Here is a 23986-nt window from a genome sequence, read left to right on the forward strand (position 1 = left end):
AACATGGCATGGCGTCTCAAGCTCGTCCCTGACGAAACGCATATCAACTGGTTCCGTGTCCAGTGGCTGACCTTTGGCATCTCGGTCGTGCTGATGGTCGCCTCGGTGGTGGTCATTGCGATCAACGGGCTGAATTTCGGCGTCGATTTCAAGGGCGGCACCACGATCCGTTCGGAAAGCGCCAATGCCGTCGATATTGGCGCCTACCGCCAGAAACTGACCGATCTGGGGCTGGAAGATGTCTCGGTCACCGATGTCTATGACCCGACCTTCGGCGATACCCGGCATGTCGTCCAGATCCGCATCGCGGCGGGCGATGACGAGGCGGCGATGACGCCAGAGGAACTGAACGGGATCGAAACGGCGCTGCATGAAATCGACGCCGATGTGCGTTTCGTCGCGGTCGAATCGGTCGGTCCTGCGTCTCGGGCGAGCTGATCAAGGCCGCCATCTACGCGGTCACGGCGGCGGCGCTTGGCATCATGCTGTATATCTGGATGCGGTTTGAATGGCAGTTCGCGGTCGGTACGGTCGCCGCGATCATCCATGACGTGCTGCTGACCGTGGGCATCTTTTCGCTGTTGCAGCTACGTTTCGACCTGTCGACCATCGCGGCCCTGCTGACCATCGTCGGCTATTCGGTCAACGATACGGTGGTGATCTTCGACCGGCTGCGCGAAAACCTGATGAAGTTCCGCAAGATGCCGCTGATCGAGGTGATGAACCTGACGGTGAACGAAACCCTGTCACGCACCATCATGACCTCGGTCACGACTGCGCTGGCGCTGCTGCCGATGCTGATCTTTGGCGGCGACGTGGTCCGCGGCTTTGTCTTTGCGATGCTGTGGGGCGTGTTCGTCGGCTGCTATTCGACGCTGTATACGGCGAAAAGCATCGTGCTGTGGCTGGGCGTCAAACGCGACTGGTCCAAGCCTGAAAAAGAGGACATCCCTTCGGCCTTCCGGGATGCGCCCTGATGGTCGGGATGGCACCCACCGACTCCGACGGGGCCGTGCCGGTCGACGGCTACGGCCCCGGCTTTTTCCGGGTCGGCGGGCAGATCCATTACGGCCCGGTGATCGTCACGGCCGAGGGCGCGCAGCCCTGGGGCGGGATGGATGATCTGGCCGCACTGCTGGCGCTTGGCGGGCAGATCGACGTGCTGTTTCTGGGCATGGGCAAGGACATCGTCCGCCTGTCCCCGGAACTCGAGGCGCGCTTTGACGCCATCGGCATCATGGCCGAGGCCATGGCCACCCTGCAAGCGGCGCGCAGCTACAACGTCACCCTGTCCGAAGGGCGCCGGGTCGCCTGTGCGCTGCTGCCGCTATGACGGCGCTTCTGTCCGTCCGTGATCTGTCGGTCGCGCGCGGCGGGCTGCGGGTGCTGGAAGGCGTGACATTCGATCTGCAACCGGGGCGGGCGCTGATCCTGCGCGGTCCCAATGGTCTGGGCAAGACGACGCTGTTGCGCTGTCTGGCCGGGTTGCAGCCGGTGGTTTCGGGCCGGATCGGGATGCCTGCCGAAAGCCATGCCTATGCCGGTCACGCCGACGGGCTGAAACCCGCGCTGACCGTTGCCGAAAACCTGCGTTTCTGGGCGCAGGTCTTTGGTGGCGGCGCGGTCGATGCCGCGCTGGACAGGATGAACCTGCGCGCCCTTGCCGCGCGGCCCGCGCATATGCTGTCTGCCGGTCAAAAGCGCCGCCTTGGGCTGGCGCGTCTGCTGGTCACGGGCCGGGCGCTGTGGCTGCTGGATGAACCGACCGTGTCGCTGGACAGCGCATCCGTCGCGCTGTTCGCCGATGTCCTGCGCAGCCATCTGGGGCAGGGCGGCGGCGCGGTCATCGCGACCCATATCGACCTTGGCCTGCCCGAGGCCGAGGAACTGGACCTGTCCCCGTTCCGCGCAATACCCGGCCGCCCAGCCGACAAACCCGCGGGCTTCAACGAGGCTTTCGCGTGATCGCCCTGCTGATCCGCGACCTGCGGCTGGCCGTGCGTGCGGGCGGCGGCTTCGGCCTTGCGCTGGCGTTTTTCCTGATTACCTGCACGCTGGTCCCCTTTGGCGTCGGACCCGAAGGCGGCACGCTGTCCCGGATCGCGCCGGGCATCCTGTGGGTCGGCGCGCTGCTGTCCTGCCTTCTGTCGCTGGACCGTATCTTTGCGCTGGACCACGAGGACGGCTCGCTGGACCTGCTGGCGACATCGCCCCTGCCGCTGGAGGGCGTGGTGGCGATCAAGGCGCTGGCCCACTGGCTGGTCACGGGCCTGCCGCTGGCGCTGGCCGCGCCCATCTTTGGCCTGCTGCTGCATCTGCCGGGGCCGGCCTATGTCACGCTGGTCCTGTCCCTGCTGATCGGCACGCCCGCGCTGTCGATGCTGGGCGCCTTTGGCGCGGCGGTCACGGTCGGGCTGCGGCGCGGCGGTTTGCTGCTGTCGCTGCTGGTTCTGCCGCTGTATATCCCGACGCTGATTTTCGGGGCAGAGGCCGTGCGCCGATCCGCCGCAGCGGCCGAAACCACCACGCCGCTGGTCCTGCTGGCCGCGATCACCCTGTTCACGCTGGCCCTTGTGCCCTTTGCCGCAGCCGCCGCCTTGCGGGTCAATCTGCGGTGATAGACTTCCGTCCTACTTGAGCGAAACCCCTGTGAGGGATAGGCAGGCTGCATGTCACTTTGGGAATATGCGAACCCGACCAAATTCATGCGCACATCCGGCGCCGTGCTGCCCTTTGTCGTGGCGGCGGCGGTGCTGAGCTGCGCAGGCGGGATCATCTGGGGGCTGAGCGTCCCCGACGACTACCGGCAGGGATCGACGATCAAGATCCTGTTCATCCATGTCCCCGCCGCGCTGATGGCGATCAATGTCTGGCTGATGATGCTGGTCGCCTCGCCGATCTGGATCATCCGCCGCCACCATGTCAGCGCGCTGGCCGCCAAGGCCGCCGCGCCCATCGGCGCGGTCATGACCCTGATCGCGCTGATCACCGGCGCGGTCTGGGGCCAGCCGATGTGGGGGACGTGGTGGGAATGGGATCCGCGGCTGACCTCTTTCCTTGTGCTGTTCCTGTTCTATCTGGGCTATATCGCGCTTTGGGCCTCGGTCGAGGATGCCGACAGCGCGGCCGATCTGACGGGGGTGCTGTGCCTTGTCGGTTCGGTTTTCGCGCTGTTGTCGCGCTATGCGACGCTGTTCTGGAATCAGGGGCTGCATCAGGGCGCGTCCCTGTCGGTCGCGCCCGGCGAACGCATGTCGGCGGTCTACCGCTATCCGCTATATCTGACGATGCTGGGCTTTTTCCTGCTGTTTCTGGCGCTGCTGCTGATCCGCACCCGCACCGAAATCCGCAGGCGGCGTCTGGCCGCATTGCTGGCAAGGGAAAACCGCGCATGATGGATCTGGGCAAATATGCGGTGCCGGTGCTGACCGCCTACGGGCTGTCTGCGGTGCTGCTGGTGGGCGTCATCGTCCAGACCGTGATCGCCAATGCCCGCGCCCGCCGCGCCCTGCAGGAGCATGAGAAACATGGCTAGGTTTTCCCCGATGATGGTGATCCCGCTGGCGGTTTTCGTGGGCTTCGCGGGCATCGCCGGTCTGGCCCTGATGCGCGAAAACCCGGGCGAGATGGACACGGCGCTGGCCCTGCGCGCCGCCCCGGCTATCGGCCAGACCACCTTGCCGGGCAAGACCCAGCTGACCGATGAGATGCTGCGCCAGCCGGGCGTCAAGCTGGTCAATTTCTGGGCCAGCTGGTGCCCGCCCTGCCGCGCCGAACATCCGACCCTGACTGAACTGTCCAAGCGTCTGCCCGTCTACGGCGTCGACCTGAAGGACCCCGAAGATGCCGCGCGAGGCCTTTCTGCGCGCAGGATGGCGACCCCTTTGCCGCCATCGCGACCGATCCGCGCGGCCGCACGGCGATTGACTGGGGCGTGACCGCGCCGCCGGAAACCTTCATTCTGGACGGGCAGGGGCGCATCCTCTACCGTTTTGCCGGTCCCCTGATCCGCGAGGATTACACCACGCGTTTCCTGCCCGAACTGGAAAAGGCCATCGCCGCAGAAGGTCAGTGACATGTCGAATGCCGAATATGCGCAGACCATGGCGCGCTATAACCTGTGGCAGAACGACAGCCTGACCGAGGCTGCGGGCACCCTGTCGCCCGAGGAACGCCAAAAGGATCGCGGCGCCTTTTTCGGCTCGATCGAGCGGACGTTTTCGCATCTGCTCTGGGCGGACCGGACATGGCTGGGGCGTTTTACCGACGGTCCGCTGCCGGGCATCGGCATCCCTGAATCGACCGGGCTGATCGGGGACTGGCAGCTTTATCTGGTCGAGCGTCGCCGGCTTGACCTCGACATCCTCGACTGGGCCAAGGCGCTGACCGGCGATTGGTTCGCACAGGATCTGACGTGGTTTTCGGGCGCGGCCAGCCGCCGGATCACCCTGCCCAGAACCATGGCGATCCTGCAGATGTTCAACCACCAGACCCATCATCGCGGCCAGATCCATGCGATGCTGACGGCGGCGGGGGCGCGGCCGCAGGCGACCGACATCCCCTTTATGCCCGAAGCCTGCAAGGCGCTGTAACGCCGCCCTTGTTCTTGGCGCCCGTGCAGGGATAAGAGGACGGGCGCAATACCGGAGGCTGCCCTCATGGCCAGACATATCGCCCCTCAGCCGGGGATCATGGAAATCGCCCTGTATCAGGGCGGCGCCGCCCATGTCGCGGGGCGCAGCGATGCGGTGAAACTGTCGTCGAACGAAAACCCCTTTGGCCCGTCGGACAAGGCGCGCGAGGCGGTGATCCGGGCCGCGCATAACCTGCACCGCTATCCGAACACCGATCACGCCAGCCTGCGCGCCGCGATTGGCGAGGTTCACGGGCTGGACCCCGACCGCATCATCTGCGGCGTCGGATCGGATGAAATCATCCATTTCCTGTGTCAGGCCTATGCCGGGCCGGGCGATGAGGTTCTGTTCACCGAGCACGGTTTCCTGATGTATCGCATCAGTGCCCATGCGGCGGGGGCGACCCCGGTGCAGGTGCGCGAACGCGACCGCGTGACCGATATCGACGCGCTGATCGCGGGGGCCACCGACAACACCCGGCTGATCTTTGTCGCCAATCCGAACAACCCGACCGGCACGATGGTCGGTCTGGCGGATCTGGAACGGCTGGCCCGCGCCGTGCCGCAGGCGATCGTCGTCGTCGATGCCGCCTATGCGGAATATGTTGATGAATATGACGGCGGCGCCGAACTGGCCACGCGGCTGCCGAATGTCGTGATGACCCGGACTTTTTCCAAGATCTATGGCCTTGGCGGGTTGCGCGTCGGTTGGGGATATGGCCCGCGCGCGATCATCGACGTGCTGAACCGCATCCGCGGCCCCTTCAACCTGTCCACCGCCGCGATGGAGGGGGCCGAGGCCGCCGTGCGCGACCGCGACCATGTCGACCGCTGCCGCGCCGAAAACGCCCGGATGCGCGCCTGGCTGGCCGAGGCGCTGATGGAAAAGGGCGTGCCGACCGATACCTCCTGCGCGAATTTCATTCTGGCCCGCTTTGCCGATCAGGCCACCGCCGAAGCCTGTGACGAGGCGCTGAAGGCCGAAGGGCTGATCGTGCGCCGCGTCGGCGGCTATGGCCTGCCGAACTGCCTGCGCATCACCATCGGCGATGAGGCATCCCGCCGCCGCGTCGCTCCATGGCCATCGGGCTGTTCAAGGCCGCCCGCGCCGGTGCGGATGGCGGGGCCGCGCAATGAGCGTGATCGGCGACTGGCGTCGCCCTGAATCGGGCTGGGCCTGATCGCGGGGTCGATGTCGCTGGCGATGCGTCAGGCGGGGCTGGCCGGGCGAGGTCGACGGGCTATGCAGCGTTCCGCCGATACCCGCGCGACGGCGGCGGAAATCGGTCTGGTCGACCGCGTCACCGACAGCGCCATCGCGGCTGTCCGGGACGCCGATCTGGTGGTGCTGGCCGTGCCGGTCGGCGCAATGGGTGATATCGCCGCCGAAATCGCCCCGCATCTGAAACCGGGCGCGGTGGTGACCGATGTCGGATCGGTCAAGCAGGCGGTGATCGAGGCCGTGGCCCCGCATATTCCCGCGGGCGTCCATTTCATTCCCGGCCATCCGCTTGCCGGGACGGAACATTCCGGCCCCCGTTCCGGCTTTGCGACGCTGTTCCAGAACCGCTGGTGGCTGCTGACCCCGCCCGAAGGCGCCGACCGCGCGCAGGTCGACCGGCTGGCCGGGATGATCCGCGCGATGGGCGCCAATGTCGAGGATATGGATGCTGCCCATCACGATCTGGTTCTGGCCGTGACCAGCCACACGCCCCACCTGATCGCCTATACGATGGTCGGCGTCGCCGATCACATCAAGCGCGTGACGGAATCCGAGGTCATCAAATATTCCGCTGCCGGTTTTCGCGACTTTACCCGCATCGCGGCATCCGATCCGGTGATGTGGCGCGACGTGTTCTTGCAAAACAAGGATGCCGTGCTGGATATCCTTGGCCGCTTTACCGAAGAGCTTTTCGTGCTGCAGCGCGCCATCCGCATGGGCGACGGCCAGCATCTGCACGATTATTTCACCCGCACCCGCGCCATCCGTCGCGGCATCATCGATGCGGGCCAGGACACGGCCGCGCCGGATTTCGGCCGGGGTGGCGGGGCTGCCAAGGCGGACGAGACCTGAAGGCAGGCCCCGCCGCGCCTCAGGCCAACGGGTCGCCCGGGGCGGCTGTCATCGCGGCGGCGCGGCCCCGATCAAGGGCGCCGGGCCAAGCGCGATCGTGCCCAGATACATCACGCCGTCTTCGAATTTCAGGGGCAGGCGCAGCTCGCCGTTTTGGGCGGGGCGGAACATGGTCTGCCGCGCCAGCAGCTCTTGCGCCTGCGCGGGGTCGGCTGTCATCAGCGCCTCCCGCCCCGCATCGACGGGAGTGGCGTCGCCGATGCTGTCGGAAATCAGCCGCAACATGCCCATCGCAAGACGGCGCTGACCATCGGTCAGATAACCAAGCTGAACGACGTGATCCAGCAACCTGGACGCGTCGCGGGAATAGACCATGACCTGACCCCCGGCCCGGCCCTGCGCATCGGCATGCAGATCGGCGATGACGGTCGCCTGCAGCCCCTCGCCCATGGACAGGGCGACCTCGCCCGTTCGCAGGCCGGTGATCGCCGGATAGACGCCCGAGGCCAGCGCCCTCGGCGCGGTCGTTCCGTCCAGCCAGAACCGGGCCTTCTCCTGCAGGGACAGCGGGCCGGTCGGCAGACCCTCGATCGGCAGATCGACCCCGCCAAGCGCAGGCAGCGCGGACAGATCGACGCCCGACAGATGGGCCGTGACGTCATAGGCCATGCCACCCTGCGCGGGGCTGTCCGCGCCAGATGGCGCCACCCTTGCATCCAGATCCAGCGGGCCGGACAGCTTGCGGCCATCCAGCGTCAGGCCGGCGGCGTCGATTTCCATGCGGCTGACAACCAGACCGCCAAGCGGGTCCAGACGCGCGACGACGCGGGGCGCCTGCAGGCCGAGCGGCAGCGTCTGGCCCGCCGTCTCGATGATCCCGTTTCCGGGCAGTTCGAGACGCAGCTCATTCGGGCGGCGCAGCGGGGCAAAGGCTCCGACACGGGGCAGGGTGAGCGTCCCATGCGTCGAATCGATGCGCAGATCCAGCAGGTTGACGCCGAAGCGGGCCGGGTTGCGCAGCGGTGTCGCGCGCGCCGCCGTCATGTCGGTGACCAGAAATCCGGGCGGGACAGAGCCTGCCATCGGATCGGGCATGGCGATATCCGTGGTCGCTGCGCCGCCCGCCAGCGTCCGGCGCAGCTCGCGCGCCAGCAGCGTCTCGGCCCCGGCCCAGATCGTGCCCAGCACAAGGGCAAGCAGGATCAACGTGATAAGCAGTCTCCGCATTGCGGTTGCCTTTCCCTTCTGGGTGCTTGGAACGGCGGCCAAGGTGACCTAAGTTTTGCAAAAGTGTAAGCCCGGACAAGGTTGATCGCGCAATGTTGCACGCGCCCCCACATTCGGCCCATGGCGCGCATCACGAACATTGGGTCTTTGCCTATGGTTCGCTGATGTGGGATCCGGGCTTTCCGGTCGCGGAATGCGTCGAGGCCCGCGTGACCGGATCCGCCCGCCGCTTCTGCATGCAATCGGTGGTCTATCGCGGCACCGTGGACGAACCGGGCCTTGTCCTTGCCCTTGACGAAGAACCCGGCGGCCATTGCACCGGCCTTGCCCTGCGCGTCGCCGCCCCCGATTGGGACGAAACCATCGCGGGCCTGCGCGAACGCGAGCTTGCGACCTATGCCTATCGCGAAGACGTGCTGGACCTGCATCTGACGGACGGTCGCCATGTGCCGGGGCTGACCTATGTGATGCGGCGCGACCATGCGCAATATGTCCGCGACCTCAGCCCCGCCGATCAGGCGCGGATCATCGCCCATGCGGTGGGCGACCGGGGGCCGAACCGGGACTATCTGTTCAACACCACCCGCCACCTGACCCAGATCGGCATCGCGGACCCCGAACTGGACGATCTGGCCCGTGCCGTTCGCGCGCTGATCGGACAAAGCGACTGACCGACAAAGGGCGTGCTTGGCAATTCCGGCGGGGCTACCTACACTCTGCGGCAAAACTGGCCAAGGGGCAGGATCATGTCTGACGCCGATGACAACGGCCCGCAGGGTCGGCTTGAGGGTGCCATTGCAACCACGGGTGGCGATGACCCGCGTGCGGACCGTCGGTAAGGGCGATTCGCAGCGGTCCCCGCCCGGCCGAAAACCCGAACGGAAGCCCGGTCAGTCAGGCAGCCGCCCCGAAATTCTCGCAGCCCGTGCGGCAGGTCCTGCTGATGCTGATCGTGCTGGGGCTGGTGGCGGCTGGCGGCTGGCTGGCCTATGGGCGGATCGTCCCGATCTTTCAGGTCAACCCGGCGCTGAACGGCTCGATCTTTGCGGTTTTCGTCTTTGGCGTGCTGACCTGTTTCTGGCAGGTCGCGCAGCTTGTCACCTCGGTCAGCTGGATCGAGCGTTTCGCCAGCCGCCGCCGCAACGCGGCCGAGCGCGGCCCGGGTGCGCTGCCCGATGGCGAGGCGGAGGCCGCGCGCCGCGCGCTGGCTGCCGCTGGCCGCGTTGCTCAGCACGGGCGGGAATGGCGCGATCTCGACCGCCTCGTCGCGCTCGATCCTCGAATCGGTCGCGGCCCGGATCGACGAATCGCGCGATATCACGCGCTATGTGGCGAACCTGCTGATTTTCCTTGGACTTCTGGGGACGTTCTATGGCCTTGCCATCACCGTTCCGGCGGTGGTCGAAACCATCCGGGGCCTGCAGCCGCAGGAAGGCGAAAGCGGGCTGGAGGTTTTCGACAAGCTGATGCAGGGGCTGGAAGGCCAGCTTGGCGGCATGGGCACGGCCTTTTCCAGTTCCTTGCTGGGTCTGGCCGGGTCGCTGGTCGTCGGCCTGCTGGAACTGTTCGCCACCCATGGCCAGAACCGCTTTTACCGCGAACTGGAAGAATGGATGAGCGGCTTCACCCGCGTCGATCTGGGCGAGGGGCGTGGCGAGGCGCTGGACGGCCATGCGGTCGCGGGCTTTCTGGATCAGGTCGCGGGCCAGATGGCCGATCTGCATGAATATTACCTGCAACGCGACGCAACCCGCGCCCGCGAGGCCGAGGCATCCGAGGCCCGCATCCGCGCCATGGCGCAGGGCATCGACGGTCTGGCGGCGCAGCTTCTGGAACAGGGTCGTGCGGCCGGACAGATGTCCGAGGTGACGCGGCAGGCCTTTCTGCGCATGGCCGAGGGGCAGGAAAAGCTGGCGGAAACGCTGCTGCGGGACGGGCGCGACCCGGCGCCCGAAGTCGTCGATCCCTCGGCCCTGCTGACGCGCCTGATCGAAGGGCAGGAGCGGCTGGCCGACACCCTGCTGGACGACAGCCGCAAACCCGTCGTGACCGATACCGCGCCGCTTCTGGCCCGTCTGGTCGAGGGGCAAGAACAACTGACCGGCCATCTGGCCCATCGTGCGGATATGGGCGCCGCGCTGACCCGGCTGGCCGATGGTCAGGACCGTCTGGCCGCCAGCCTGACCCAAGACGCGGCCCGCGCCATGCCCGATGTCGCGCCCCTGCTGGCGCAGCTGATCGACGGGCAGGACCGCCTGATCAAGCTGACCGAACGCGCCCCCGTTCTCGCCGCCGATCCTGACCGCCCGACCAGCGAACAGGAACAATCCGACGTGATCGAGGCGCGGATGCACCTGCGCTCGATCGACTATCAGCTTGCCCGCCTGGTCGAGGAAATGGCCGCCGGCCGCGCCGATATGGTGGGCGAATTGCGCAACGAAATGGCCGCGCTCAGCCGCGCCATCCGCCTGTTGGGGCAGGGCGATGCGACCTGGCCGCGGCGCGCGCTTTTCGTCGAATATCTGGCCCGGCTATGTCGATGCCGTGACCACGCTGCTGATGGTCATCATGTTCGCGCTGACCATCGCCATGGTCGTGCAGGCCGTGCTGCGCGAAAGGATCGACGATCAGGACACCGAACTGACCCAGTTGGGCGACCAGATCGCGCAGATCAGCCTGGCGCTGTCCTCGACCCGCGACCGGGCAAGCGCGCTGGACCGCGATCTTGCGGCGGAACGCGCCAGATCCGAGGCGGCGGAACGCGACATTGCCGCGGCGCGCAGCGAAATCGACGCCTGGACCGAAGCCGCGCGTCTGGACGCCGCCCGCCGCGAGGCGCTGGAGGAACTGGTCGCCAATCTGCGCCGCACCGGCGCGGAAAGCGCCTCTCGGCTGTCGCAGACCGAATTGCGCCTGACCGAGACCGAGGCCGCCCGTCTGGCCGATGCCGCCGCAGCCGCCGCCCTGCGCGAAAAGCTGGAAGGCTCGACCGCCGAACTGGACGCCATGACCCTGCAACTGGAAGCCGCCCGCAAGGAGGCCGAGGAAACGCTGACCCTGCTGGCCGCCGCCGATGCCGCGAAACAGGATTTGCAGGCGCAGGTGGATCGCCAGTTGAGCGATGCCGAAAAACAGGCGGCGCTGCTGGCTTTGGCCGAACGGAATCTGGCCAGCCAATCCGAAAAATCCGGCGAGGAACAGCGCCGCATCGCCGCGCTGAGCCAGCAGGTCGAGGCGCTTTCCGCGCAACTGGGCAGTTTGCAGGCCGTCCTGAATATCGCGGACGAGGATCAGAAGACCGCCGAATTGCAGGTCCAGAACCTTGGCCAGCAACTCAACGCCGCGCTGCTGCGCGCCGCCGAGGAAGAGCGCCGCCGTGTCGATCTGGAACGCGAGGCCCGCGAAAAGGCCGAGGCCGAGGCGGCGGATCTTGGCCGCTACCGTTCTGAGTTCTTTGGCCGTTTGTCCCGGATTCTGGAAGGGCGGCAGGGCGTTCAGGTGGTCGGCGACCGGTTCGTCTTTTCGTCCGAAGTGCTGTTTTCGACCGGCGAGGCGCTGCTTTCCGATGCCGGCCGCGAACAGATCCGCAATGTGACGGGGATGCTGGAACAGATCTCGGCGGAGATGCCGACGGATATCGACTGGATCATCCGCGTCGACGGCCATACCGACAGCCAACCCCTGTCCGGGCAGGGGCGCTATCGCGACAACTGGGAACTCAGCCAGGCGCGTGCGCTGGCCGTCGTGCGCTATATGGTCGACGATCTGGGCTTTCCGGCCAATCGGGTCGCGGCCACCGGATTCGCGGATACGCGCCCGGTTGCGACGGGCGATACCGACGAAGACCGCGCGATGAATCGGCGGATCGAGCTGAAACTGACCGAACGGTGATCACAATTTGGCGTCCAGCTCTCGGCGACCTGACGGCGGATGTTTTTTAGTTCGTTGATTTATTGACATAAAACCGGCGCAAACGCGCTGTATTCTATCCGGTTTTCCGACCTGTCCAAAACACCAACTGGCTGAACCGATATTCTTGATGCACATCTTAGGGATGTTTCGGGGCGGTCGACATCTTTTGTTAACTGCAACTGCCGTATCGTCGTTGGTAACAAGGAAATAGCCGGGGCTGCTGCCTCGTCGTGGAAAAATCATGGCAGACAGATCAAGCAATATCGGTAATTCTGACGCTCAGATCATCAAGCTGCTGACGATCAGGCAATCCATCCTGGACGAAGCCGCGCGCAATCGGAAGCGGGCAGGGCAGGATGCGGATCACGAGCCACTGGACCCCCTGGCCTCGGACTGGGACAATGGCTATGCCAAGGGCCTGCGCGATGCGATCGACGTGATCGCAGGCATCCGTCCCGTCGCCCGGCATATGGATACGGAAAGCTGCCTTGACGGAATTTCGGCTATTTTCAATTATATGTCCGCTCCGAAGCGGTGATTGCAGCCCGCTTTCTGCATGGCCGGTATAACGGCAACCGACGCCTTGCCATAGTTCATGAGGTTCGTCTGAAACACGGCATTGGCGACCCCGGGAGGACTTGAACCCCCAACCCCAGACTTAGAAGGTCCGTGCTCTATCCAGTTGAGCTACGGGGCCGTATTCGCTTTGACAGCGGTTTGCCGTTTCTGCTTCATGCGCCAAGGCAACAGCTTTGGGGAATGTTGCGATTCCTGCCCATGCTCTCGGCGTTCGACGGCGAAAATTCCATATCGGTTTGGAAATGTCCAGCGACGGCCAGCATGTTCGCGCAATGCGATTTCCGGTGCTGATGCCATGACATCGCCTTTCGCCGCCAGTCACCGGGCCGGATCGGCGCAGGCGGTTCATGCGTCAAGATGCAGGGTCATGAAGATGCTGTTCGGATCCTCTTCATAGCCGCGAAAGGGCGGGCATTCCGCAAAGCCTGCGCGTTCGTAAAGGCCGCGGGCGGCGATGAATGTGGGTTGGATGCCGGTTTCCAGGCTCAGCCTGCGGATGCCCGAGGCGCGGGCGTGGTCGATCAGGGCCTGCAACATCCGGCGCGACAGGCCGCGACCCCGGGCTTCGGTCAGGACATGCATCGATTTGATCTCGGCCTCTGGCGGATAGCCGGACATGTCGGGCAGGCGCTTGATCGCGCCCATGGCCAGCGGTTGGCCCGCGTCGCGCAGGACGAAGAAATCGATTCCGGGCGCGGCAAGATCCTCGCGCGGCAGCATATGGATCGACTCGGGGGGCGTGTCGGCGTGCATATCGGCGTTGTGGCGGGAAAACAGCAGCCCAAGGTCCGGGCTAAGGGGGGATCTGCGGGTGATCGTCAGTGTCATTCAGCCTGTTCCTGATCGCGGTGCGTCGCTTGTCGTCGGGATCCGTGGCCCGTTTCTGCGTCGCGCCAAAGCAACATCAGCGCGGCGGCGTTTGCAAGGGTGCCAGCGGTCACGGTCGGGTCGATCAGATTGGCGGCGCGCAGGACCAAGGGAAAGGGTGGCCCAAGGGAAAGGATCCGGCGACAGGCACGGAAAACGGCAACATTGCCCGCGTGGCCGCGGTCATCCGCGACGACGCGCCGCCAGCCGGCCGTCGATCAGCGCCAGCCCGCCCGCGATCATGGCGATGCCGATCCCATGGGCAAAGCTGAGCTTTTCGCCCAGAAACAGCCAGCCCAGCATGATCGCCGAGACCGGCACCAGAAATGTCACCAGCGAGATATTCGTCGCACCCGCGCGCCCCAGAATCCCGAAGAACAGCACATAGGCAAAGCCCGTGCAGATGATGCCAAGCGTGGCGACGGCGGCCCAGACATGCAGCGCAACCTCTGGCCCCGGAATGCCGCCGGTGGCGAGGGCCATGGGGATCAGCATCACGCTGGAGGCGGTCAGCATCCCCGTGGCCGAGGCCATCGGGTCGATCCCCATCCGGCTGAAACGTCGCCCATAAGCACCTGACAGCGCATATGAAACTGCGGCGCCCAGCATGGCCATCTGGGGCAGCAGCGCCATGCCGTGACCGGCCAGGCTGTCCAGCCCCATCATCACAGCAACCCCGCCAAGGCCCAGCACCACCCCGCCCAGCTTGGCCGCACTGGGCGGTTCATCCGACAGAAAGATCGCGCTGACCAGTACCGTCCACAGCGGCGTCGTGGCATTCAGGATCGACGCCAGCCCCGAAGGGATCTGGGTCTGCGCAAAGACGATCAGCGAAAAGGGGATCGCGTTGTTCGCCAGCCCCATCACGGCAAAGCTGGCCCAGACCGCGCGGCCGCGCGGCATCCGGCGACCGGTCACCAACAGCACGCCCCACAGGACCAGCGCGGCAATCGACACGCGCAACGCCACGATGGTCAGCACCGGCAGGCCCTTGACCGCGACGGCGATCAGAAAGAACGACCCGCCCCAGATCAGCGACAACAGCAACAACTGCGCCCAATCGGAGGGCGCCATCCGGGCCGAGATCGCCAGTTGCGGTGCAGGCAGCTCCAGCGAAGCAGGTGGCGATTTCATTGTCGTCCCAGCATGTAGAATTCGTCATTCGGGCGAATGTCGCCTGCGTTGACCAGCCGGTTCGACATGCCGAAAAAGGCGGTGATCGCGCCGATATCCCAGATTTCATCCTGGGTGAAACCGGCATCGGCCAGCGCCTGATGATCGGCGTCGGTGATGCGCTGCGCATCCAGCGCGACCTTTTCGGCATAGGTCAGCATGGCTTTTTCACGCGCGCCCAGATCCGCCTTGCGCCAGTTCACCGCGACCTGATCGGCGATGAACGGGTCTTTGGCGCGGATGCGCAGGATCGCGCCATGCGCCACGACGCAATACTGGCACTGGTTCAGCCCCGAGGTCGCGACCACGATCAATTCGCGTTCGGCCTTGGTCAACCCTTCGGATTTGTCCATGAGCGTGTCGTGATAGGCGAAAAAGGCGCGGAATTCCTCGGGGCGGTGGGCCAGCGCCAGAAAGACATTCGGCACGAAACCCGATTTTTCCGAAACGGCGGTGATCCGGTCGGCGATATCTTGCGGCAGGGCTGCCAGATCGGGAATGGGGAAGCGGCTGATGGGCTTGTCCGACATGGTTTCCTCGCGTGCAGATGGGTGCCGATCCGACGCAGTTTAGCGCGTAGGGCAGGAACGGCCAGAGGGCGCGGCAAGGTGGCGGGATCAGCTCCACAGTTCTGCCGGACGCCGATGCCGCTTGTCCGCAAGATCGGCCAGCAGCGGTTTTCGCTATGATCGCCTGTCAACCATCGGCCAGATCGGCGCGGTCCATGCGCCAGGCGCGGGCACCGTCGCGACCAGATCGGTGTCGTAAGGTCGCGACGACATCGGCAGAATCCCCCTGATCCGGATGGACGCCAGCCGTTGGGCGATGCCGCAATCGCTGCGCATGCCGATGCGCGCACCGGCGACGATGCGGTTCAGCCAGCCTTCCTCGTCAGCCAGCCTTCCCTGAAAGTCATGTTGATGTATTCGCCCTGACTGATGAATGTGAACCTTTCCATATCCCCGATCCTTTGCGGCTGGCCGCGCTGCACGATATGGCCAGAGGCGCCGGACAGGCAGAATTGCAGCCCGCCGACATATCTGACCCCGGCCCCCGCCGCGTCGGGGCCGGTCGGGATATGCGGCGATCATGGACCCGGCTTCGATGACGGCCCGCGACGTGTCGCCGACAGAGTTCAGCGTCAACTGCGGATATGACCGGATAACCCTCATCAGCGGCGGAAACAGGTCCTCCGCGATGATCGGCATGGGTGATGGTCGTCTTCGGGTCATCGGTCGTCATGGCTTTGATCTGCGCGGTCCTTTCGTCATATATGCCACGGCAGGCATGAACCGCCGGTTAACGCAGGCCCCCGGCCGGCAGATTTTCGCGTGGCTCCCTGCGCAATCCGTGCCGGGTTGACTTTTGCCGCCATCCCGGTCTATTTCCCTGTCGATTCCCCGGAAGGTCAGCCTTCCGGTCCCCGCAGGCCGGGGATCGCCCCCCGTCAGCGCGTTGCGCCCACGGGGGCAAAACACCATGGGCGTAACCGCTTTGGGGCGTCTTCCGATTTGGGCCACAGGAGGGCTGCCGATGTTTGAGAACCTGTCCGATCGCCTTGGCGGCGTCTTTGACCGGCTGACGAAACAGGGCGCCCTGTCCGAGGATGACGTCACCGCCGCCATGCGCGAGGTGCGCGTCGCGCTGCTGGAAGCAGACGTGTCGCTGCCCGTCGCGCGCAGCTTCGTCAAGACGGTGACGGCCAAGGCGACGGGGGCCTCGGTCACGAAATCGGTCACGCCCGGTCAGCAGGTGGTCAAGATCGTCCATGACGAGCTGATCAAGGTCCTGCAGGGCGAAGGCGAACCCGACGCGCTGAAAATCGACAACCCGCCCGCGCCGATCCTGATGGTCGGCCTGCAGGGTTCGGGCAAGACCACAACCACCGCGAAACTGGCCCGCCGTCTGAAGGACCGTGAAAAGAAACGCGTGTTGCTGGCCAGCCTCGACACGCAGCGTCCCGCCGCGATGGAGCAGCTGGCGATTCTGGGCACCCAGATCGGCGTCGATACCCTGCCGATCGTGCCGGGTGAAAATGCCGTGCAGATCGCGAAACGCGCCAAGCAACAGGCGACGCTTGGCGGTTACGACGTCTATATGCTGGACACCGCCGGCCGTCTGCATATCGACGAAGTCTTGATGGACGAGGTCCAGGCCGTCCGCGACGTCGCCAATCCGCGCGAAACCCTGCTGGTGGTCGATGGTCTGACCGGTCAGGTCGCGGTCGAGGTCGCGCAGGAATTCGACGCCAAGGTCGGCATCTCGGGCGTCGTGCTGACCCGGATGGATGGCGACGGGCGCGGCGGTGCGGCGCTGTCGATGCGCGCGGTGACCGGCAAGCCGATCCGCTTCGTCGGCCTGGGCGAGAAAATGGATGCGCTGGAAACCTTTGACGCGCAGCGCGTCGCAGGCCGCATTCTGGGCATGGGCGATATCGTGGCCCTTGTCGAAAAGGCACAGGAAGTTCTGGAGGTCGAGCAGGCCGAGCGCATGATGAAGCGCTTCCAGAAGGGCCTGTTCAACATGAACGACCTGAAAAGCCAGCTGGAACAGATGATGAAGATGGGCGGCATGCAGTCGATCATGTCGATGATGCCGGGCATGGGCAAAATGGCGAAACAGGCCGAAGAGGCCGGTTTCGACGACAGGGCGATCCGCCGCCAGATCGCGCTCATCAACTCGATGACGAAAAAGGAACGGGCCAATCCCGACATGCTGCAGGCCAGCCGCAAGAAACGCATCGCGGCCGGTGCCGGCATGGAGGTGTCGGAACTGAACAAGCTGCTGAAAATGCAGAAACAGATGGCCGATACGATGAAAAAGCTGGGCAAGATGGGCAAGGGCGGCATGCTGAAACAGGCCATGCGCGCCATGACCGGCCGCGGCGGCGGGCTGCCCGACATGGGTGATGTCGATCCCGCGAAAATGGCCGAGGCCAGCAAGATGCTGCAGGATCCCAAGGGGCTGGGCGGTCAGCTTGGTGGCATGAACCTGCCCGGCGGTCTGTCGGGCCTGTTCAAGGGCAAGAAATAAGTGACAACCTCGCCCGTCCTTCATCCGGCAACAGATGTCACGGTCCAGTCCGTGTCCGTTCCCGTGCTGCGGACAGCGCGCCTGATCCTGCGTGAGCCACGCGCGCAAGATCTGGACGCGATTGCCGGTTTCATGTCCTCGCCGCGCGCCACCTATGTCGGCGGCCCGATGACGCGCCACGAATCCTCGCGCCAGATGCTGAGCATATTCGGACATTGGCAGGTGCGGGGCTATGGTTACTGGACCGTCGAACAGCGCGAAACCGGCCGGATCGTCGGGCGCACGGGCATTCATTTCCATGACGTCGAATGGCCTGCTCCGGAACTCGGCTGGCAGCTGTTCGATGGCTTCGAGGGCATGGGCTACGCATATGAAGCGGCGACGGCCGCCCGCAAGCAGGCCGCCCGCATGGGCCTTGGCCCGCTGATTTCCCTGATCGCCCCGGAAAACGCTGCGTCGCGCGCGTTGGCCGAACGCCTTGGTGCGCGGATCGAAGGCGAAACAACTGTTATGGGAAAAAACGCTCTGATCTATCGCCACCCGGCAGGTGACGCATGATCGCGCTTTTCTTCATCACCGAAATACCCCGCGGGGGTCCGGGGGCGCGAAGCCCCCGGCGCTGCCCCGTCAACCCGCAGGAGGCCGCATGACCGACCCCGTGAACCGCGCCGCCGAATTGCTGCGCGACCACCGCGCCTCGATCGACCGCCCGGACGCGATTCTCGTCTATACCTCGGCCGAGCGTTTCAAACGCACTCAGGCCGTCGGCCGTCTCAAGGCCGACCACGACCTTCCGCCCTCGGATCCCTCGCGCGAAGCGCAGCAGATCGAGCGGCTGGAACGCCTCGCGCGCGAGGCCGACCTCGACCCGGAATTCGCGCGCAAATTCCTGAACTTCGTGATCGCCGAAGTGATCCGGCACCACGAAACCCTTCAATCGTAGGGTGGGGTTCAACCCCACCACCTCGCCATTTCAAAGGAGACTACCCAATGGCAATGAAAATCCGTCTGGCCCGTGGCGGCTCGAAAAAACGCCCGCATTACGCTGTCGTCGCAACCGATCTGCGCATGCCGCGTGACGGCCGCTTCCTGGAAAAACTGGGCACCTACAACCCGCTCCTGCCCGAGGATTCCGAAGAGCGCGTCAAGCTGGACATGGAACGCGTGCAATACTGGCTGAGCAAGGGCGCGCAGCCGACCGACCGCGTGGCCCGTTTTCTGGAAGCCGCTGGCGTGACCCCGAAAACCGAACGCCAGAACCTGAAAAAGGGCGAGCCGGGCAAGGCCGCGAAAGAGCGCGCCGAAAAGCGTGCGGCCCGCGAAGCAGCCGCCAACGCACCGGCCGAAGACGCATCGGCCGAATAATCGCCACCAGACAGGTGACCGGTGCAGGCCCGCGCAATTCGCGCCGGGCCTGCATCGTCCGTTTTGCGCATGTTCAGGCTGATCCGGCTGCTCATCTTTGTGTTTCTGGCGTTTTTCGCCGGTATGATGGTCGAACGCGGCCATCAAAGGGACGCATGCGTGACGGCGGGCGGAAATTGGCTGGACGGCGGGTTCTGCGGGGGAATGGGCCATGAGTGACAAGGTCTGCGTGGGCGCGATCGCGGGCGCCTTTGGCATTCAGGGCGAGGTGCGGCTCAAAAGCTTCTGCACCGAGCCGAAAGATATCGCGACCTACGGTCCCCTGACATCCGAAGACGGGCGGCGCAGCTTTCAGATCCGCCTGACCCGCCCGGTCACCGGCGGTCTCGGCGCGCGGCTGTCGGGCGTCCAGACCCGAGAGGAGGCCGAGGCGTTGAAGGGCGTGACCCTCTGGGCCGAACGCACGGCGCTGCCTTCGTTGCCCGATGACGAATTCTACCATGCCGATCTGATCGGCATGGAGGTCGTCGATACCGGCGGCGAAATCCTGGGCCGGGTGCGGGCCATCTATGACCACGGCGCGGGCGACATTCTGGAAGTGACGGGCAAGCGCCCGCTGATGCTGCCCTTTACCCGGCAATTCGTCCCGACCGTCGATCTGGGCGCGCGCCGCATCGTCGCCGACCCGCCCGAAGATGCGCAGGACGCCGAAACATGAGCGACGAGCCAAAACCGCGCTCGCATGGCCGCCTGTCGGTGCGGCTGTCGGCCCAGCCCTCTGACCTGATGGCCCGCCCGCAGGTCCGGGACGCCTGGACCGCGCAGGTCATCACCCTGTTCCCCGAGGCGTTTCCCGGTATCCTCGGCCTGTCCCTGACCGGCCGCGCGCTGAACGAAGGGCTGTGGAACCTGCGCCCCATCGACCTGCGCCCCTTTGGCGAGGGGCGGCATCGCAATGTCGATGACACGCCTGCGGGCGGCGGCGCGGGCATGGTGATCCGCGCCGATGTCATGGCCCGCGCGCTGGACGATGCGCGCCGCGATGCGGTGGGGCAGGCGCTGCCCGTGATCTACCTGTCGCCGCGCGGCAAGCCGCTGACGCGGCGACGCGCCCGCGAACTGGCGCAGGGGCCGGGCGTCACGCTGATCTGCGGCCGTTTCGAGGGCGTGGACCAGCGCGTTCTGGACGCCTATGACATCGAGGAAATCAGCATTGGTGACTATGTCCTGACCGGCGGAGAATTGGCCGCTCAGGTCTTGATCGACGCGACGGTTCGCCTTATACCGCGCGTGCTGGGGAATCACGAATCCTTGGCCGAGGAATCCTTTTCCGACGGCCTTCTTGAACATCCCCAGTATACGAAGCCCGCCCTATGGGAAGGCCGCGCGATCCCCGAGGTTCTGCTGTCGGGCAATCACGCGGCTATTGCCAGTTGGCGCGGTGACATGGCCGAAAGGCTGACCAAGGAACGCCGCCCCGACCTGTGGCGGGCATATCAGGACCGCAAATCCGGTATGGACCCGACAAAGGACCGACAGCTCTCGGGCGCATCAGACCAATCGCGGCGCTACCGCGAGCAACAAGGGGAATAGCGATGAACCTGATCGCCCAACTCGAAGCCGAGCAGATCGCCTCGCTCGGCAAGGAAATTCCGGATTTCAAGGCCGGTGACACCGTCCGCGTCGGTTACAAGGTGACCGAAGGCACCCGCACCCGCGTCCAGATGTACGAAGGCGTCGTCATCTCGCGCAAGGGCGGCAGCATCGGTGCCTCGTTCACTGTGCGCAAGATTTCCTTCGGTGAAGGTGTGGAACGCGTGTTCCCGCTGTATTCGACCAATGTCGATTCGATCACCGTCGTGCGCCGTGGCCGCGTGCGCCGCGCCAAGCTGTACTATCTGCGTGATCGTCGCGGCAAATCGGCACGGATCAAGGAAGTCACCAACTACAAGCCCAAAGCCGAAGCCAAGGCCTGAGGAGAGACGTCATGAAACAAGGCATTCACCCCGACTATCACCTCATCGACGTCAAGATGACCGATGGCACCACCTATCAGGTCCGCTCGACCTGGGGCAAGGAAGGCGACACCATGTCGCTGGACATCGACCCGACCTCGCACCCGGCATGGACCGGCGGCTCGGCCAAGCTGATGGATACCGGCGGCCGCGTTTCCAAGTTCAAGAACAAATACGCCGGCCTGGGCTTCTAGCCCTTTCCGCCCCACGGGCGGAAGACCGATGGAATTGAAAACGCCGCCCCGGACAGGGCGGCGTTTTTCGTCATGCCGTTTTTACCCGATGCTGCTTTTATCGGCGCGGCTTCAATGCATCCCGGCGAACAGCGGCAGCCAGTTCGCGGCGGGACGCGGGGCAGGACATGGGGTCTCCGCGTTCAGCGGATGGCCGGTCACGATGCCATTGCCGCTGTCGATCTGCACGCGCCCATCGCGGAACTGGCGCAGGATCGGACCCTGCGCGCTTTGATGACGCGACAGGGCGATGGTGGCGTAACCGGCCGATTGCGGGACGGCGGAAAATGCTGCGAAGGTCATTGGATGGCTCCGTTGCGGTCGGTGCAAGAGACAAAGGCGTCCCAGTCTTTGGGATCGCGGTTGCGCATTAGCTGGTTGGCGGCGGAAATCGGGTCGCTGGTCATCACGGTCAGGGGGGCGCTGTCGACCTGGTGCGCCTCGCCGGTGTGGCGGTTGACCAGACGGATCGCGTAGCAGGGCACATCCGACTGGATCGCGATCCGGCGCGCACGTTCCGCAAAGGCGGTGAGATGATTCAACATGGTCATCGCTGCTCCTTTCCATCGGTGGTTTCCGGGCTTCGGTGTTTATATTACGACACGTTCAATCGTGTTTTGCAAGAATAAAATCGCCATGTCCGGTCGTGATTAAAAAACATTTCGGAAACAGTTTGTTAAGCTGTCCGTGCCAGAAAGGGAAAAGGCGCAGCGGCGTGGCGGAAATGCGGTCCGGGCAGGGGATTCGCGGCTTTTCTTCGCGCTTGCGTCAGCCTATGGTCCCGCCGGTTCTGGGATCACGGACAACGGGGGAATCGTGGCGCATATCATCGTCGTCGGCAATGAAAAGGGCGGCTCGGGCAAATCCACCACCTCGATGCATGTCGCGACGGCGCTGGCGCGGATGGGGCACCGGGTCGGCGCGCTTGATCTGGACGTGCGGCAGCGCAGTTTTGGCCGCTATCTGGAAAACCGCATGAGCTTTGCGCAGCGCGAAAATCTGGACCTGCCCATGCCGATCCTTGGCAGGCTTGAGGCAGAGGGGGCGGATGGCGACCCGTTGTCGCGCGCCGTGGCCGCGCTGGATGGCGATTGCGAATTCGTCCTGCTGGACTGCCCCGGTTCGCATACCAAGCTCAGCCAGATGGCCCATACGCTGGCCGATACGCTGATCACGCCGATGAATGACAGTTTCGTCGATTTCGACCTGCTGGCGCGGATGTCGCCCGAAGGCAAGGTGCTGGGCCCCTCAATCTATGCCGAAATGGTCTGGGCGGCGCGGCAGATGCGGGCGCAGGCGGGGGCAGGGCCGATCGACTGGCTGGTCCTGCGCAACCGGCTTGGCACGCAGGCCATGCACAACAAACGCAAGGTCGGCGGCGCGCTGGACAGCCTGTCGAAGCGCATCGGCTTTCGCGTCGCGCCCGGTTTTTCCGAACGCGTCATCTTTCGCGAACTGTTTCCGCGCGGTCTGACGCTGCTGGACCTGCGCGATCTGGGCACCGAACAGCTCAGCATGTCGAATATCGCGGCGCGGCAGGAATTGCGCGATCTGATCAGCGAATTGCAGCTACCCGGCGTCACTGTGAACTTCTGACACTTGCTGCGGCACGCCATTCGGTTTCTGATGTCGCGCGATCCGAAACAGGAGCTTGAAGATGCAGACCGTGCCCGGCGCCGTGACGCTTGCGCTGATCGGGATGCTCGCTGTCGCAGCCTTGCCCGGACGCATGGCCCTTGCCGCCCCAGAAGAGACCACAGAAGAAACTGCAGCCCCGGACAGCGCCCCCGCCGTCACCGTCGATATCGCGCGGCCGGCCCCGATCGAAAAGCGGGTGCCGGTCAGCGGATCGCTGGTCGCGCGCGAACGGGTGCTGGTCTATGCCAAGGTCAGCGGTCATGCCGTCGATGGGCTGCTGGTGGATGTCGGCGACCATGTGCAGGCGGGGCAGGTGCTGGCGACGCTGCAATCCGACGCGCTGTCGGCGCTGCTGGCGCAGGCCGAGGCCGAACATGAACGCGCCGCCGCAGGGGTGAAACAGGCCGAAAGCCAGATCGCCAGCGCCGATGCGACCCTGACCGAGGTTTCGGCCACGCTGGAACGGACGCGGCGGCTGCGGGGCAGCGGCAATACCTCTCAGGCGACGCTGGATCAGGCGATTGCGGCGGATGCCTCGGCCCGCGCAAATGCCGACAGCGCCCGCGACGGGCTGAGCGTGGCGCGCGCCGCGCTGGCGCAGGCCGATGCCGCGCGCCGCATCGCCCGGCTGGATTTCGACAATGCCCGGATCACCGCGCCCGTCGCCGGGGTGGTCGCGCAGCGCAATGCCAGCCTGGGCGAACTGTCGGGTTCGGCTGCGCAGCCGATGTTCACGATCATCGCCGATGGTCAGATCGAACTGGCCGGAGAGGTGATCGAAAGCGCCGTGGCCGAACTGGTGCAGGACGCCCCGGCGACGCTGCGGATTGCCGGGATCGGCGCGATCAGCGGCAGGGTCCGCCTGCTGCCGGCCGAGGTCGATCCGCTGACCCGACTGGCGATTGTCCGGCTGCGTCTGGACGCCGATCCGCGCCTGCGCACAGGGCTGTTCGCCAGCGGCTGGATCCTGCTTGAGCGGCGCGAGGCGCTGACCGTTCCGACCACCGCGATCCTGTCGGATGGCAGCGAAAACCACGTTCAGGTCGTCAAGGATGGCGTGATCGAAACCCGGCCGGTCACGGCGGGCCTGATCTGGGATGGCCCGGCGCGAGATCCTGGAGGGCGTGGCTGCGGGCGAAACCGTTCTGGCCCGCGCGGGCGCCTTTTTCCGCACCGGCGACCGCGTCCAGCCGATCACGCCCAGATCCGCCCCTGAATCCGCTGCAACCCCCGCGAC

General features: G+C 65.4%; 30 protein-coding genes, 1 tRNA gene and 2 pseudogenes. 25 read left to right on the forward strand and 8 right to left on the reverse strand.

The window, feature by feature from the left end; translation table 11 throughout:
* Positions 1–3 precede the first annotated feature (3 nt).
* The 11 genes and pseudogenes from secF to PE067_RS07875 all read left to right on the forward strand — a co-directional run bounded on the left by secF (position 4) and on the right by PE067_RS07875 (position 6707).
* Positions 4–977 (forward strand): annotated as a pseudogene (gene secF, locus PE067_RS07830) (protein translocase subunit SecF).
* On the forward strand, positions 977–1333 hold the full coding sequence (locus PE067_RS07835) for an Mth938-like domain-containing protein (RefSeq protein WP_276188649.1): 357 nt from the start codon (positions 977–979) through the stop codon (positions 1331–1333). Before secF ends, PE067_RS07835 begins: the two are co-directional and overlap by 1 nt.
* Positions 1330–1965: a heme ABC exporter ATP-binding protein CcmA gene (gene ccmA, locus PE067_RS07840; RefSeq protein ID WP_276188651.1), complete on the forward strand. Its 636-nt coding sequence runs from the start codon at positions 1330–1332 to the stop codon at positions 1963–1965. Before PE067_RS07835 ends, ccmA begins: the two co-directional genes overlap by 4 nt.
* A complete protein-coding gene (gene ccmB, locus PE067_RS07845) occupies positions 1962–2618 on the forward strand; it encodes a heme exporter protein CcmB (protein ID WP_276188653.1) in 657 nt (218 codons plus the stop codon). The genes ccmA and ccmB overlap by 4 nt, the downstream gene beginning before the upstream one ends.
* Positions 2619–2669: 51 nt before the next feature.
* Positions 2670–3395: a heme ABC transporter permease CcmC gene (gene ccmC / locus PE067_RS07850; protein WP_276188655.1), complete on the forward strand. Its 726-nt coding sequence runs from the start codon at positions 2670–2672 to the stop codon at positions 3393–3395.
* Complete coding sequence (gene ccmD, locus PE067_RS07855; RefSeq protein ID WP_276188657.1) at positions 3392–3535, forward strand: heme exporter protein CcmD; 144 nt, start codon at positions 3392–3394, stop codon at positions 3533–3535. The genes ccmC and ccmD overlap by 4 nt, the downstream gene beginning before the upstream one ends.
* Positions 3528–3938, forward strand: coding sequence for a redoxin family protein (locus PE067_RS07860; RefSeq protein ID WP_346429668.1), 411 nt, complete (start codon positions 3528–3530; stop codon positions 3936–3938). The genes ccmD and PE067_RS07860 overlap by 8 nt, the downstream gene beginning before the upstream one ends.
* On the forward strand, positions 3935–4075 hold the full coding sequence (locus tag PE067_RS21825) for a hypothetical protein (RefSeq protein WP_346429669.1): 141 nt from the start codon (positions 3935–3937) through the stop codon (positions 4073–4075). The genes PE067_RS07860 and PE067_RS21825 overlap by 4 nt, the downstream gene beginning before the upstream one ends.
* Before the next feature lies 1 nt (position 4076).
* Entirely contained in the window at positions 4077–4592 is a 516-nt protein-coding gene (locus tag PE067_RS07865; RefSeq protein WP_276188659.1) for a DinB family protein, read from the forward strand.
* 66 nt (positions 4593–4658) lie between these two features.
* Positions 4659–5770 (forward strand): annotated as a pseudogene (gene hisC / locus PE067_RS07870) (histidinol-phosphate transaminase).
* A gap of 28 nt (positions 5771–5798) precedes the next feature.
* The gene (locus PE067_RS07875; RefSeq protein WP_276189503.1) at positions 5799–6707 is read left to right on the forward strand and encodes a prephenate/arogenate dehydrogenase family protein; all 909 of its coding nucleotides are present in this window, start codon (positions 5799–5801) and stop codon (positions 6705–6707) included.
* Positions 6708–6755: 48 nt separating this feature from the next.
* Here the strand turns inward: PE067_RS07875 and PE067_RS07880 are convergent, their stop codons facing one another.
* The gene (locus tag PE067_RS07880) at positions 6756–7934 is read right to left on the reverse strand and encodes a DUF2125 domain-containing protein (RefSeq protein ID WP_276188663.1); all 1179 of its coding nucleotides are present in this window, start codon (positions 7932–7934) and stop codon (positions 6756–6758) included.
* 92 nt (positions 7935–8026) lie between these two features.
* Here PE067_RS07880 and PE067_RS07885 point away from each other — a divergent pair, with 92 nt between their 5' ends.
* Positions 8027–8605 carry a gamma-glutamylcyclotransferase gene (locus tag PE067_RS07885; protein WP_276188665.1) on the forward strand — a complete coding sequence of 193 codons (579 nt, stop codon included), beginning with the start codon at positions 8027–8029 and terminating at the stop codon, positions 8603–8605.
* A 435-nt stretch (positions 8606–9040) separates the two neighbouring features.
* Here PE067_RS07885 and PE067_RS21830 read toward each other — a convergent pair whose 3' ends face one another.
* Positions 9041–10288 carry a hypothetical protein gene (locus tag PE067_RS21830; RefSeq protein ID WP_346429670.1) on the reverse strand — a complete coding sequence of 416 codons (1248 nt, stop codon included), beginning with the start codon at positions 10286–10288 and terminating at the stop codon, positions 9041–9043.
* A gap of 130 nt (positions 10289–10418) precedes the next feature.
* Between PE067_RS21830 and PE067_RS07895 the strand changes: the two genes are divergently transcribed.
* Positions 10419–11825: a peptidoglycan -binding protein gene (locus PE067_RS07895; protein WP_276188667.1), complete on the forward strand. Its 1407-nt coding sequence runs from the start codon at positions 10419–10421 to the stop codon at positions 11823–11825.
* 262 nt (positions 11826–12087) lie between these two features.
* Entirely contained in the window at positions 12088–12384 is a 297-nt protein-coding gene (locus PE067_RS07900; RefSeq protein WP_276188669.1) for a hypothetical protein, read from the forward strand.
* Between the two features lie 82 nt (positions 12385–12466).
* Here PE067_RS07900 and PE067_RS07905 read toward each other — a convergent pair.
* From PE067_RS07905 to PE067_RS07920, 4 genes are all read right to left on the reverse strand, one after another.
* A tRNA-Arg gene (locus tag PE067_RS07905) sits at positions 12467–12543 on the reverse strand.
* 227 nt (positions 12544–12770) lie between these two features.
* Positions 12771–13253 (reverse strand): GNAT family N-acetyltransferase, encoded by a 483-nt coding sequence (locus tag PE067_RS07910; protein WP_276188671.1) that lies wholly within the window; start codon positions 13251–13253, stop codon positions 12771–12773.
* 222 nt (positions 13254–13475) lie between these two features.
* Positions 13476–14426 (reverse strand): DMT family transporter, encoded by a 951-nt coding sequence (locus PE067_RS07915; RefSeq protein WP_276188673.1) that lies wholly within the window; start codon positions 14424–14426, stop codon positions 13476–13478.
* Entirely contained in the window at positions 14423–14995 is a 573-nt protein-coding gene (locus PE067_RS07920; RefSeq protein WP_276188674.1) for a peroxidase-related enzyme, read from the reverse strand. The genes PE067_RS07915 and PE067_RS07920 overlap by 4 nt, the downstream gene beginning before the upstream one ends.
* Positions 14996–15569: 574 nt before the next feature.
* Here PE067_RS07920 and PE067_RS07925 point away from each other — a divergent pair.
* The 9 genes from PE067_RS07925 to rpmE all read left to right on the forward strand — a co-directional run bounded on the left by PE067_RS07925 (position 15570) and on the right by rpmE (position 21072).
* The gene (locus tag PE067_RS07925; RefSeq protein ID WP_276188675.1) at positions 15570–15827 is read left to right on the forward strand and encodes a hypothetical protein; all 258 of its coding nucleotides are present in this window, start codon (positions 15570–15572) and stop codon (positions 15825–15827) included.
* Between the two features lie 171 nt (positions 15828–15998).
* Positions 15999–17498, forward strand: a complete 1500-nt coding sequence (ffh, locus tag PE067_RS07930) for a signal recognition particle protein (RefSeq protein ID WP_276188677.1) — start codon at positions 15999–16001, stop codon at positions 17496–17498.
* Positions 17499–17549: 51 nt separating this feature from the next.
* On the forward strand, positions 17550–18056 hold the full coding sequence (locus PE067_RS07935) for a GNAT family N-acetyltransferase (protein WP_276188679.1): 507 nt from the start codon (positions 17550–17552) through the stop codon (positions 18054–18056).
* Positions 18057–18144: 88 nt separating this feature from the next.
* Positions 18145–18441: a chorismate mutase gene (locus tag PE067_RS07940; RefSeq protein ID WP_276188680.1), complete on the forward strand. Its 297-nt coding sequence runs from the start codon at positions 18145–18147 to the stop codon at positions 18439–18441.
* A gap of 47 nt (positions 18442–18488) precedes the next feature.
* Entirely contained in the window at positions 18489–18863 is a 375-nt protein-coding gene (gene rpsP / locus PE067_RS07945; RefSeq protein ID WP_276188681.1) for a 30S ribosomal protein S16, read from the forward strand.
* A 211-nt stretch (positions 18864–19074) separates the two neighbouring features.
* Positions 19075–19581, forward strand: coding sequence for a ribosome maturation factor RimM (gene rimM, locus PE067_RS07950; protein WP_276188682.1), 507 nt, complete (start codon positions 19075–19077; stop codon positions 19579–19581).
* Entirely contained in the window at positions 19578–20456 is an 879-nt protein-coding gene (gene trmD, locus PE067_RS07955; RefSeq protein WP_276188683.1) for a tRNA (guanosine(37)-N1)-methyltransferase TrmD, read from the forward strand. Before rimM ends, trmD begins: the two co-directional genes overlap by 4 nt.
* A 2-nt stretch (positions 20457–20458) precedes the next feature.
* Positions 20459–20839, forward strand: coding sequence for a 50S ribosomal protein L19 (gene rplS / locus PE067_RS07960; protein ID WP_276188685.1), 381 nt, complete (start codon positions 20459–20461; stop codon positions 20837–20839).
* 11 nt (positions 20840–20850) lie between these two features.
* Positions 20851–21072 (forward strand): 50S ribosomal protein L31, encoded by a 222-nt coding sequence (gene rpmE / locus PE067_RS07965; RefSeq protein WP_276188687.1) that lies wholly within the window; start codon positions 20851–20853, stop codon positions 21070–21072.
* Positions 21073–21183: 111 nt separating this feature from the next.
* Here the strand turns inward: rpmE and PE067_RS07970 are convergent, their stop codons facing one another.
* Positions 21184–21414, reverse strand: a complete 231-nt coding sequence (locus tag PE067_RS07970; RefSeq protein WP_276188689.1) for a hypothetical protein — start codon at positions 21412–21414, stop codon at positions 21184–21186.
* Positions 21411–21662, reverse strand: coding sequence for a hypothetical protein (locus PE067_RS07975; protein WP_276188690.1), 252 nt, complete (start codon positions 21660–21662; stop codon positions 21411–21413). The genes PE067_RS07970 and PE067_RS07975 overlap by 4 nt, the downstream gene beginning before the upstream one ends.
* Positions 21663–21927: 265 nt before the next feature.
* Between PE067_RS07975 and PE067_RS07980 the strand changes: the two genes are divergently transcribed.
* Together PE067_RS07980 and PE067_RS07985 are read left to right on the forward strand one after the other, a co-directional pair.
* Complete coding sequence (locus tag PE067_RS07980; RefSeq protein WP_276188691.1) at positions 21928–22707, forward strand: division plane positioning ATPase MipZ; 780 nt, start codon at positions 21928–21930, stop codon at positions 22705–22707.
* A gap of 61 nt (positions 22708–22768) precedes the next feature.
* On the forward strand, positions 22769–23965 hold the full coding sequence (locus PE067_RS07985; RefSeq protein ID WP_276188692.1) for an efflux RND transporter periplasmic adaptor subunit: 1197 nt from the start codon (positions 22769–22771) through the stop codon (positions 23963–23965).
* Positions 23966–23986 lie beyond the last annotated feature (21 nt).

Origin of the sequence: Paracoccus sp. DMF-8 (assembly GCF_029309835.1) — a bacterium.
GTDB lineage: Bacteria > Pseudomonadota > Alphaproteobacteria > Rhodobacterales > Rhodobacteraceae > Paracoccus.

Excerpts from the sequence above, each read along its gene's own strand:
- PE067_RS07835 (WP_276188649.1), top strand. The coding sequence starts at position 977 with ATGGTCGGGATGGCACCCACCGACTCCGACGGGGCCGTGCCGGTCGAC.
- ccmA (WP_276188651.1), top strand. The coding sequence starts at position 1,330 with ATGACGGCGCTTCTGTCCGTCCGTGATCTGTCGGTCGCGCGCGGCGGG.
- ccmC (WP_276188655.1), top strand. The coding sequence starts at position 2,670 with ATGTCACTTTGGGAATATGCGAACCCGACCAAATTCATGCGCACATCC.
- ccmD (WP_276188657.1), top strand. The coding sequence starts at position 3,392 with ATGATGGATCTGGGCAAATATGCGGTGCCGGTGCTGACCGCCTACGGG.
- PE067_RS07860 (WP_346429668.1), top strand. The coding sequence starts at position 3,528 with ATGGCTAGGTTTTCCCCGATGATGGTGATCCCGCTGGCGGTTTTCGTG.
- PE067_RS07865 (WP_276188659.1), top strand. The coding sequence starts at position 4,077 with ATGTCGAATGCCGAATATGCGCAGACCATGGCGCGCTATAACCTGTGG.
- PE067_RS07880 (WP_276188663.1), bottom strand. The coding sequence starts at position 7,934 with ATGCGGAGACTGCTTATCACGTTGATCCTGCTTGCCCTTGTGCTGGGC.
- PE067_RS07885 (WP_276188665.1), top strand. The coding sequence starts at position 8,027 with ATGTTGCACGCGCCCCCACATTCGGCCCATGGCGCGCATCACGAACAT.
- PE067_RS07895 (WP_276188667.1), top strand. The coding sequence starts at position 10,419 with ATGCGACCTGGCCGCGGCGCGCGCTTTTCGTCGAATATCTGGCCCGGC.
- PE067_RS07900 (WP_276188669.1), top strand. The coding sequence starts at position 12,088 with ATGGCAGACAGATCAAGCAATATCGGTAATTCTGACGCTCAGATCATC.
- PE067_RS07910 (WP_276188671.1), bottom strand. The coding sequence starts at position 13,253 with ATGACACTGACGATCACCCGCAGATCCCCCCTTAGCCCGGACCTTGGG.
- PE067_RS07915 (WP_276188673.1), bottom strand. The coding sequence starts at position 14,426 with ATGAAATCGCCACCTGCTTCGCTGGAGCTGCCTGCACCGCAACTGGCG.
- PE067_RS07920 (WP_276188674.1), bottom strand. The coding sequence starts at position 14,995 with ATGTCGGACAAGCCCATCAGCCGCTTCCCCATTCCCGATCTGGCAGCC.
- PE067_RS07925 (WP_276188675.1), top strand. The coding sequence starts at position 15,570 with ATGACGGCCCGCGACGTGTCGCCGACAGAGTTCAGCGTCAACTGCGGA.
- ffh (WP_276188677.1), top strand. The coding sequence starts at position 15,999 with ATGTTTGAGAACCTGTCCGATCGCCTTGGCGGCGTCTTTGACCGGCTG.
- PE067_RS07940 (WP_276188680.1), top strand. The coding sequence starts at position 18,145 with ATGACCGACCCCGTGAACCGCGCCGCCGAATTGCTGCGCGACCACCGC.
- rpsP (WP_276188681.1), top strand. The coding sequence starts at position 18,489 with ATGGCAATGAAAATCCGTCTGGCCCGTGGCGGCTCGAAAAAACGCCCG.
- rimM (WP_276188682.1), top strand. The coding sequence starts at position 19,075 with ATGAGTGACAAGGTCTGCGTGGGCGCGATCGCGGGCGCCTTTGGCATT.
- trmD (WP_276188683.1), top strand. The coding sequence starts at position 19,578 with ATGAGCGACGAGCCAAAACCGCGCTCGCATGGCCGCCTGTCGGTGCGG.
- rplS (WP_276188685.1), top strand. The coding sequence starts at position 20,459 with ATGAACCTGATCGCCCAACTCGAAGCCGAGCAGATCGCCTCGCTCGGC.
- rpmE (WP_276188687.1), top strand. The coding sequence starts at position 20,851 with ATGAAACAAGGCATTCACCCCGACTATCACCTCATCGACGTCAAGATG.
- PE067_RS07970 (WP_276188689.1), bottom strand. The coding sequence starts at position 21,414 with ATGACCTTCGCAGCATTTTCCGCCGTCCCGCAATCGGCCGGTTACGCC.
- PE067_RS07975 (WP_276188690.1), bottom strand. The coding sequence starts at position 21,662 with ATGACCATGTTGAATCATCTCACCGCCTTTGCGGAACGTGCGCGCCGG.
- PE067_RS07985 (WP_276188692.1), top strand. The coding sequence starts at position 22,769 with ATGCAGACCGTGCCCGGCGCCGTGACGCTTGCGCTGATCGGGATGCTC.